Annotated in this window: 6 protein-coding genes and 5 tRNA genes; 7 read left to right on the forward strand and 4 right to left on the reverse strand. The window is 42.0% G+C overall.

Annotated elements, in window-relative coordinates; all coding sequences use genetic code 11:
* Positions 1–15: 15 nt before the first annotated feature.
* From ligA to PSE83_RS06250, 3 genes are all read left to right on the forward strand, one after another.
* A complete protein-coding gene (gene ligA, locus PSE83_RS06240; protein WP_004264870.1) occupies positions 16–2,031 on the forward strand; it encodes an NAD-dependent DNA ligase LigA in 2,016 nt (671 codons plus the stop codon).
* Between the two features lie 278 nt (positions 2,032–2,309).
* Positions 2,310–3,494: a NupC/NupG family nucleoside CNT transporter gene (locus PSE83_RS06245; RefSeq protein ID WP_004264869.1), complete on the forward strand. Its 1,185-nt coding sequence runs from the start codon at positions 2,310–2,312 to the stop codon at positions 3,492–3,494.
* Positions 3,495–3,574: 80 nt separating this feature from the next.
* Positions 3,575–3,790 (forward strand): DUF3820 family protein, encoded by a 216-nt coding sequence (locus PSE83_RS06250; protein ID WP_004264868.1) that lies wholly within the window; start codon positions 3,575–3,577, stop codon positions 3,788–3,790.
* Here PSE83_RS06250 and PSE83_RS06255 read toward each other — a convergent pair.
* Positions 3,787–4,206 carry a MarR family winged helix-turn-helix transcriptional regulator gene (locus PSE83_RS06255; protein ID WP_004264867.1) on the reverse strand — a complete coding sequence of 140 codons (420 nt, stop codon included), beginning with the start codon at positions 4,204–4,206 and terminating at the stop codon, positions 3,787–3,789. The genes PSE83_RS06250 and PSE83_RS06255 overlap by 4 nt on opposite strands.
* A 120-nt stretch (positions 4,207–4,326) precedes the next feature.
* Between PSE83_RS06255 and PSE83_RS06260 the strand changes: the two genes are divergently transcribed.
* Positions 4,327–5,079, forward strand: coding sequence for an SDR family NAD(P)-dependent oxidoreductase (locus tag PSE83_RS06260; RefSeq protein ID WP_004264866.1), 753 nt, complete (start codon positions 4,327–4,329; stop codon positions 5,077–5,079).
* Positions 5,080–5,149: 70 nt separating this feature from the next.
* Here PSE83_RS06260 and PSE83_RS06265 read toward each other — a convergent pair.
* From PSE83_RS06265 to gltX, 3 genes are all read right to left on the reverse strand, one after another.
* Positions 5,150–5,225: transfer RNA gene (locus tag PSE83_RS06265), tRNA-Ala, on the reverse strand.
* Positions 5,226–5,267: 42 nt separating this feature from the next.
* Positions 5,268–5,343: transfer RNA gene (locus PSE83_RS06270), tRNA-Ala, on the reverse strand.
* 176 nt (positions 5,344–5,519) lie between these two features.
* Positions 5,520–6,941, reverse strand: a complete 1,422-nt coding sequence (gltX, locus tag PSE83_RS06275) for a glutamate--tRNA ligase (RefSeq protein WP_110591946.1) — start codon at positions 6,939–6,941, stop codon at positions 5,520–5,522.
* A 423-nt stretch (positions 6,942–7,364) separates the two neighbouring features.
* Here gltX and PSE83_RS06280 point away from each other — a divergent pair.
* The 3 genes from PSE83_RS06280 to PSE83_RS06290 all read left to right on the forward strand — a co-directional run bounded on the left by PSE83_RS06280 (position 7,365) and on the right by PSE83_RS06290 (position 7,652).
* A tRNA-Val gene (locus tag PSE83_RS06280) sits at positions 7,365–7,440 on the forward strand.
* A 26-nt stretch (positions 7,441–7,466) separates the two neighbouring features.
* Positions 7,467–7,542 (forward strand) — tRNA-Val (locus tag PSE83_RS06285).
* 34 nt (positions 7,543–7,576) lie between these two features.
* Positions 7,577–7,652: transfer RNA gene (locus PSE83_RS06290), tRNA-Val, on the forward strand.
* Positions 7,653–7,684: the final 32 nt, after the last annotated feature.

Raw genomic sequence — 7,684 nt, forward strand, 5'->3', positions numbered from 1 at the left:
CTGTATGAGTGAATCATGACTACCAAACAAGAAATAGACGAATTAAAAAAACAGTTACGTCATCATGAATATCAATACCATGTATTAGATGCCCCCGAAATTCCAGACGTAGAATATGACAAGTTAATGCAACGTCTAAAAGAGATAGAGGCACAGCATCCTGAACTTGTCACAAGTGATTCACCGACTCAACGTGTTGGTGCCGCACCATTGGCTGCGTTTGATACCGTACGCCATGAAATACCTATGTTATCCCTAGATAATGTTTTTGATGAAGAAAGTTACCTTGCGTTTGATAAGCGGGTAAGAGATCGTTTGAAAAATCATCAAGAACTGACTTTTTGTTGTGAGCTCAAGCTCGATGGGTTAGCGGTAAGTTTGTTGTATGAAAATGGTGAATTAGTACAAGCGGCGACTCGTGGTGATGGGACCGTAGGTGAGAATATTACCGCGAATGTACGAACCATACGCGCTATCCCATTGCGTTTAAGGGGAAGCAATATTCCTGATCGCGTTGAGATCCGTGGCGAAGTCTTCATGCCCCAAAAAGGTTTTGAAGCACTAAATGAGCAGGCACGTAAAACGGATGGCAAAGTCTTTGCAAACCCGCGTAATGCGGCTGCGGGTTCGTTACGTCAATTAGACCCACGTATTACCGCCAAAAGGCCACTCACTTTTTATTGTTATGGTGTTGGGCTTGTGGAAGGTGGCTCGTTACCGGACACACATTATGACCGTTTGATGCAATTTAAAGCATGGGGTTTACCGGTTAGTGATTATGTTCAATTACGTGTTGGTCATCAGGCCGTATTAGATTTTTACCATGAAATTGAGCAAGTTCGACCTGATCTTGGCTTTGATATCGATGGGGTAGTCATTAAAGTTAACTCAATCGCGATTCAAGAAGAATTAGGTTTTGTTTCTCGAGCACCTCGCTGGGCGACAGCGTTTAAATTCCCAGCTCAAGAACAAGTCACATTATTAAAAGATGTTGAATTTCAAGTTGGGCGTACAGGTGCTATCACGCCTGTGGCGCGTTTAGAACCCGTGCAAGTCGCAGGTGTGGTGGTCAGTAATGCGACGTTACACAATGCAGATGAAATTGAACGCCTTGGCGTGCATATCGGTGATACGGTCATTATTCGTCGAGCAGGGGATGTTATTCCACAAATCGTCAGTGTTGTGGTTGACAAGCGACCAACAGATAGCCGTGAAATTGTCTTCCCGACCCATTGCCCTGTATGCGGTTCTGATATCGAACGAGTTGAAGGTGAAGCGGTGGCACGCTGTACTGGTGGGCTTATTTGTGGGGCACAACGCAAAGAAGCACTGAAGCATTTTGTCTCACGCCGAGCAATGGATGTGGATGGCATGGGTGATAAAATTATCGACCAGTTAGTCGAAAAAGAGTATGTCAAAACCCCAGCGGATTTGTACCAATTAAGTGCAGGTATTTTAACTGGCCTCGATAGAATGGGGCCGAAGTCGGCACAGAATCTGGTTGATGCACTCAATAAGTCTAAGCAAACAACATTGGCTCGCTTTATTTATGCCCTTGGAATTCGTGAGGTTGGCGAAGCAACGGCGGCAAACTTAGCAGCGCATTACACCACACTTGAGGCTGTGATGACGGCGGATGAAGAGTCACTAAAAACCGTTCAAGATATTGGTCATGTAGTTGCGAAACATGTGGTCAATTTTTTCCGTGAACCTCATAACCAAGCGGTGATTGAAGATTTACTGACGAAGGCAAATATTCATTGGCCTGAAGTAAAAGTCGTTAATAGTGCAGAAATCGATAGCCCATTTGCAGGTAAAACAGTGGTACTAACAGGGTCAATGAGCGTATTGACGCGTGATGAAGCCAAAGACAAGTTAGTGGCTTTAGGTGCAAAAGTCTCAGGAAGTGTCTCGAAGAAAACGGATTTAGTCATTGCAGGTGAGGCCGCTGGTTCTAAATTAGCCAAAGCAAATGAACTTGGCATACGCGTTATTGATGAAAATGAATTGGTTCGTTTGCTGAATATTTAATAGTGAACTATATTCAATTTGACTTAGTTGCCTACGATCTCTGTAGGCAACAATTTTATACGCAGGTTGTTGTAAGTCTTAACTTAAATTCTCAGTAAAATTTCTGTGCAAAAAAAGCGAATGCTAGGAATTGTTATAGTTGAAACGTGATCCCCTTCTTCTTTTTGCAAAATACACCTAGTAAGCTTTCATATTAATGTGACCTCCGTCTCATTTAAATGTTGTCTATTACATAGAATATGCACATAGACTGATTCTTAAATTTGTTGGAGTCGCATATGACCTCGATCCTGCATTTCGTTTTATCTTTAGTAGTAATTGCCGCTCTTGCCATTTTAGCCAGTAGTAACCGTAGAGGGATCCGTCCTCGCTATGTTGTTCAACTACTGGTTATTCAAATTGCATTAGCTTATTTGTTCTTAAAATCGAATATTGGCGAATCTTTTGTTCTTGGTGTGGCAGGGGTATTTACTCACTTGCTAGGCTATGCAGCAGAAGGGACTAAATTTATTTTTGGTGGCATGATTGAAGGGAACTTAGCATTCTTCTTCTTACAAGTGTTATGCCCAATCATCTTTATTTCTGCGTTGATCGGGATCTTACAGCACGTCAAAATTCTCCCTATCGTGATCCGTATCATCGGTACCGTGTTATCGAAAGTGAATGGTATGGGTAAGTTAGAGTCTTTTAACGCAGTCAGTTCATTGTTACTGGGTCAGTCAGAAAACTTTATTGCGTATAAAGACCAATTGAACCGGATGTCAGACCGCAGAATGTACACCATGGCGGCAACTGCCATGTCAACGGTATCTATGTCTATCGTTGGGGCATACATGACCATGTTAGAGCCGCGTTTTGTGGTCGCTGCATTGGTTCTAAATATGTTTGGTACTTTCGTCGTACTATCACTGATTAACCCGTATCCACCTGAAGGTGAAGAAGATATTCAAATGAGCAACCTGCACGAAGGGCAAAGCTTCTTTGAAATGTTAGGTGAATATATTCTTGCAGGGTTTAAAGTAGCGATTATCGTTTCAGCGATGTTGATTGGTTTTATTGCCCTCATTGCGATGATTAACGGTATTTTCTCAGCTGTATTCGGTATCGACTTCCAAACCATGTTAGGTTACGTATTCTATCCATTTGCATGGATGCTCGGCATTCCTGCCGATGAAGCCTTACAGGTTGGCGGAATTATGGCAGTGAAAATGGTAACGAATGAATTCGTTGCGATGGATGGCTTACAAGCGATTGCTGGTGGATTATCTGAGCGTTCTGTTGGTATCTTATCCGTATTCTTAGTTTCTTTCGCTAACTTCTCATCCATCGGTATTATTGCAGGTGCGATTAAAGGCTTAGATGAGAAACAAGGTAATACCGTGGCTCGTTTCGGTTTAAAATTACTGTATGGTTCAACCTTAGTTAGCTTCTTATCCGCAGCGGTTGTTGGGTTAGTTTTGTAATCCACTAAAACATGTTAGATTAAGAAACGGCGTTCAAATGAGCGCCGTTTTTTATGCTTTGATACGAAAGAGAAATAATAATGGAAAAACAAGATCTCATTGATATGGCCAATACGTATATGCCATTTGGTAAATATAAAGGCTGTGTCTTAATTGATTTACCCGAAGAATATTTATTATGGTTCTATAAGAAAGGAGAGTTCCCTGCTGGACGTTTAGGGCAGTTAATGGAGATGACCCTAGGAATAAAAATAGAAGGCTTAGAAGGGCTGGTAAAGCCTTTAAAACGGGGTTAATCGTGGCCTAGTGCGTGAGTAATTTTCTGACTTAAAGTAATAAATAGTTTTTGTTCTTGGGGCGTTAATGCTGCTTTGACCTTAGCTGCATTTTCAGCACGTCCTGTGGCTGCACGCTGCAAAAAATGATGCCCTTTGTCGGTTAAACGGGTGATCAGTTCCCGTCTATCTTCTTCAGATTGATATTGCTCGACAAATTCATAAGATTTCAGAACTCGAAGAAACTTCGATAAATTTTGGCGAGAGAGCCCAAGTGATTGGCTTAACTGACTTGGTGTTAAATCCCCTTTTAATCTCAATATCTCTAGCACATCATATTGACCCCAAGTTATTTGCTCTGGGGTAAAGCTAACTCTGCGCGCAACTAGCGTACATTGCAGCAGGGAAAGCGCATCTTCAAGAGAATTTGGCATCATGAAAACTCCGTAACATTCAATCTATTGAGTATATATTGATTTTAATAATAAGACGACCAGTTGATTAACTTTAGTTAATTAATTATAGTTAACTAAAGTTAATCATAATTGAGGTGAGCTATGGGGAAGTTTAATCAGCGAGTGGCATTGGTTACAGGGGCATCGACAGGTGTCGGTTTTACTATTGCACAAAAGCTGTATTCACTTGGCGCGATAACGGTAATTACGGGGCGCAATGAGGTCGCTTTACAACAAGCCGCTAGAGAGATAGACCCAACAGGACAACGTGTCTATGCCATAAAAATGAATGTCGCAAATGCACAAGACTTTAAAACAACAGTCGAAAAAATTGAGCAACAATACGGTGTTTTGCACTATTTGGTGAATAATGCGGGGATCACTGGACCTCATGGCGTCAATATTGAGGATTATCCTTTAGAGGCTTGGCATGAGGTGATTGAAACCGATATAACAGGGACATTTCACGGTATGAAGTATAGTATTCCTGCGATTTTGCGTAGTGGTGGGGGAGCTATCGTAAATTTATCAGCTTGCAATGGGGTAACAGGAATAGCGGGTATAGCACCTTACACTGCAGCAAAGCATGCGGTACTGGGATTAACACGTTCCGCTGCCTTAGAGAACGCTCAAAAAGGTATCCGTATCAATGCTGTTGGCCCTGGCTATATAGAAACACCGAATATTAGTGCATTACCACAGGAAACGCAGCAATGGATGGCTTCTACTCACCCAATGGGCAGAATGGCTACTCGGCTAGAAATTGCTAATGTGGTGGCCTTTTTGTTATCAGAAGAAAGTAGCTTTATAACCGGTGCATTTATTCCTATTGATGGTGGTTATACCGCTCAGTAATTCATAATCTAAAAGATATTATTGATTTAAAATGGAAGAGGTGAATAGTGACTTTTAGTATTTAAGTGATTGGTGGAGCTAAGCGGGATCGAACCGCTGACCTCTTGCATGCCATGCAAGCGCTCTCCCAGCTGAGCTATAGCCCCAATCGAAATGTTTTGTATTGTGCCACCTAACAGGGAATTAGATGGTGGAGCTAAGCGGGATCGAACCGCTGACCTCTTGCATGCCATGCAAGCGCTCTCCCAGCTGAGCTATAGCCCCAAACAAAATCTTTTGGACGGGATGCATCATATTCAAGCTAAGTTAGAGTGTCAATAAAATAATAGGGTTTTAGGTTTAATTGCTGAAATATAGAACATTTTGCAATCAGTTGAGTGGAGAAGGGAGGATGTATCAGAGAATTGGCCCCCAATAAATTGAGGGCCAATAATATTAAATTATTGAGCAGAAGCTTCACGTTCAGCGATAAACGCTAAGGCTTTCTCAATACGAGCGATAGAGCGAGCTTGACCGATAGCGTGAACGGTCACATCAAGGCCTGGAGACTGGCCAGCACCTGTCACAGCAACACGTAAAGGCATACCCACTTTACCCATACCCACTTCTAATTCAGCGGCAGTTGCTTCGATGGCTTGGTGAACATTTTCAGCCGTCCAATCAGTTATCGCAGCTAATTTATCTTTTACGACTTCTAAAGGCTGACGAGCAACAGGTCGCAAGTGTTTTTTCGCCGCATCAGCGTCAAATTCTTCGAAATCTTGGTAGAAATAGTGGCAAGATTCCGCCATTTCTTTTAATGTTTTACAACGTTCACCAAGTAATTTGATTAGATCAACTAATTGAGGTCCTGTGCTGGTATCAATATTCTGTTGTTCAATATGCCATGCAAGATAGGTTGCAACTTCTTCTGCTGGTAATGTATTGATATAGTGGTGGTTTAACCATTGCAGTTTTTCAGTATTAAACGCGCTTGCTGACTTGCTGATAGCGTCAAGGCTGAAATACTCTTTCATTTCTTCAACAGTGAAAATCTCTTGGTCGCCATGAGACCAACCTAAACGCACAAGGTAGTTAAGAAGTGCTTGCGGCAAATAACCGTCATCACGATATTGCATAACACTAACCGCACCATGACGTTTTGATAGTTTTTTACCGTCATCACCTAGGATCATCGAAACGTGAGCATACACAGGTACTGGTGCCCCTAATGCTTTTAGAATGTTGATTTGGCGAGGCGTGTTGTTGATATGGTCTTCACCACGGATAACGTGGGTAATTTCCATATCCCAGTCATCAATAACCACACAGAAGTTGTAAGTTGGTGAACCATCAGTACGACGAATAATTAAATCGTCCAGTTCTTGGTTACTAAATTCAATTGGCCCACGAATTTTGTCGTCAAAAATAACGGAACCTTCTTGTGGGTTACGGAAACGAACAACGTGCGGCTCATCAGGTGTATGGTTGTGTGCATGGTCACGGCAGCAGCCATCATAACGAGGCTTTTCATTATTTGCCATTTGCTCTTCACGTAACGCTTCTAAGCGCTCTTTCGAACAATAACAACGATAAGCGGTACCCGCATCTAACATTTGGTCAATGACATCATTATAACGGTCAAAGCGTTTAGTTTGATAGTAAGGGCCTTCATCCCAATTTAAATTCAACCAGTTCATACCGTCCATAATGGCGTCGATAGCTTCCTGAGTTGAGCGTTCTAAGTCAGTATCTTCAATACGCAGGACAAATTCGCCCTGATTGTGGCGACTAAATAACCAGGAATACAGAGCGGTACGTGCACCACCAACGTGTAAATAGCCAGTTGGGCTTGGTGCAAAACGGGTTTTGATTTTACTCATCGAGATTGCCTTAATTGCAAAACATGTTTTTGAAGCGCTTATCTGTTTACTGTTTAGAAGACTAAAAACAGGCACAATTAACTTGATGGCGAGTTTGATGTTCTAAGCAGTGAAATGTCTAAGCATTGCTAAAATGTATATCTATTCTATCATCCTACAATGATTCCTCAATCAAGTTATCAGGATAGAAGACAAGAAATTAGTTTGTTTCGCCAAATTTGACATAAATAAATACGCTTTAAAAATAGTTTCTGTTTTTTTCTTAAAAGAATAAAGAGAAAATGATAGGTAATTGATTAAAAAGGCAGCTTTTCTGGTGAATATTGAAACATCTTGATTATTTTTGCAACGAACGAAAAAAATCTATTGAAAAAGCGTTGACTCAGAACTCAGTATCCCTATAATGCACCTCCATCGACGACGGGGCGATTAGCTCAGTTGGTAGAGCACCTCCCTTACAAGGAGGGGGTCAGTGGTTCGAGCCCGCTATCGCCCACCACCGTTGACGATGAAAAATAAATGATTGGGCGATTAGCTCAGTTGGTAGAGCACCTCCCTTACAAGGAGGGGGTCAGTGGTTCGAGCCCGCTATCGCCCACCAATTATTTATTATAATGTAGTATAATTCATGAAGTGGGCGATTAGCTCAGTTGGTAGAGCACCTCCCTTACAAGGAGGGGGTCAGTGGTTCGAGCCCGCTATCGCCCACCACTTCATCAGTTACTTGCATTGAAACACAATTT

Origin of the sequence: Providencia sp. PROV150, assembly GCF_028481025.1 — a bacterium.
Classification (GTDB): Bacteria; Pseudomonadota; Gammaproteobacteria; order Enterobacterales; family Enterobacteriaceae; genus Providencia; species Providencia hangzhouensis.

What these genes read in the sequence shown, in the direction of transcription:
- ligA (WP_004264870.1), top strand. Translation starts at nt 16, where the DNA reads ATGACTACCAAACAAGAAATAGACGAATTAAAAAAACAGTTACGTCAT.
- PSE83_RS06245 (WP_004264869.1), top strand. Translation starts at nt 2,310, where the DNA reads ATGACCTCGATCCTGCATTTCGTTTTATCTTTAGTAGTAATTGCCGCT.
- PSE83_RS06250 (WP_004264868.1), top strand. Translation starts at nt 3,575, where the DNA reads ATGGAAAAACAAGATCTCATTGATATGGCCAATACGTATATGCCATTT.
- PSE83_RS06255 (WP_004264867.1), bottom strand. Translation starts at nt 4,206, where the DNA reads ATGATGCCAAATTCTCTTGAAGATGCGCTTTCCCTGCTGCAATGTACG.
- PSE83_RS06260 (WP_004264866.1), top strand. Translation starts at nt 4,327, where the DNA reads ATGGGGAAGTTTAATCAGCGAGTGGCATTGGTTACAGGGGCATCGACA.
- gltX (WP_110591946.1), bottom strand. Translation starts at nt 6,941, where the DNA reads ATGAGTAAAATCAAAACCCGTTTTGCACCAAGCCCAACTGGCTATTTA.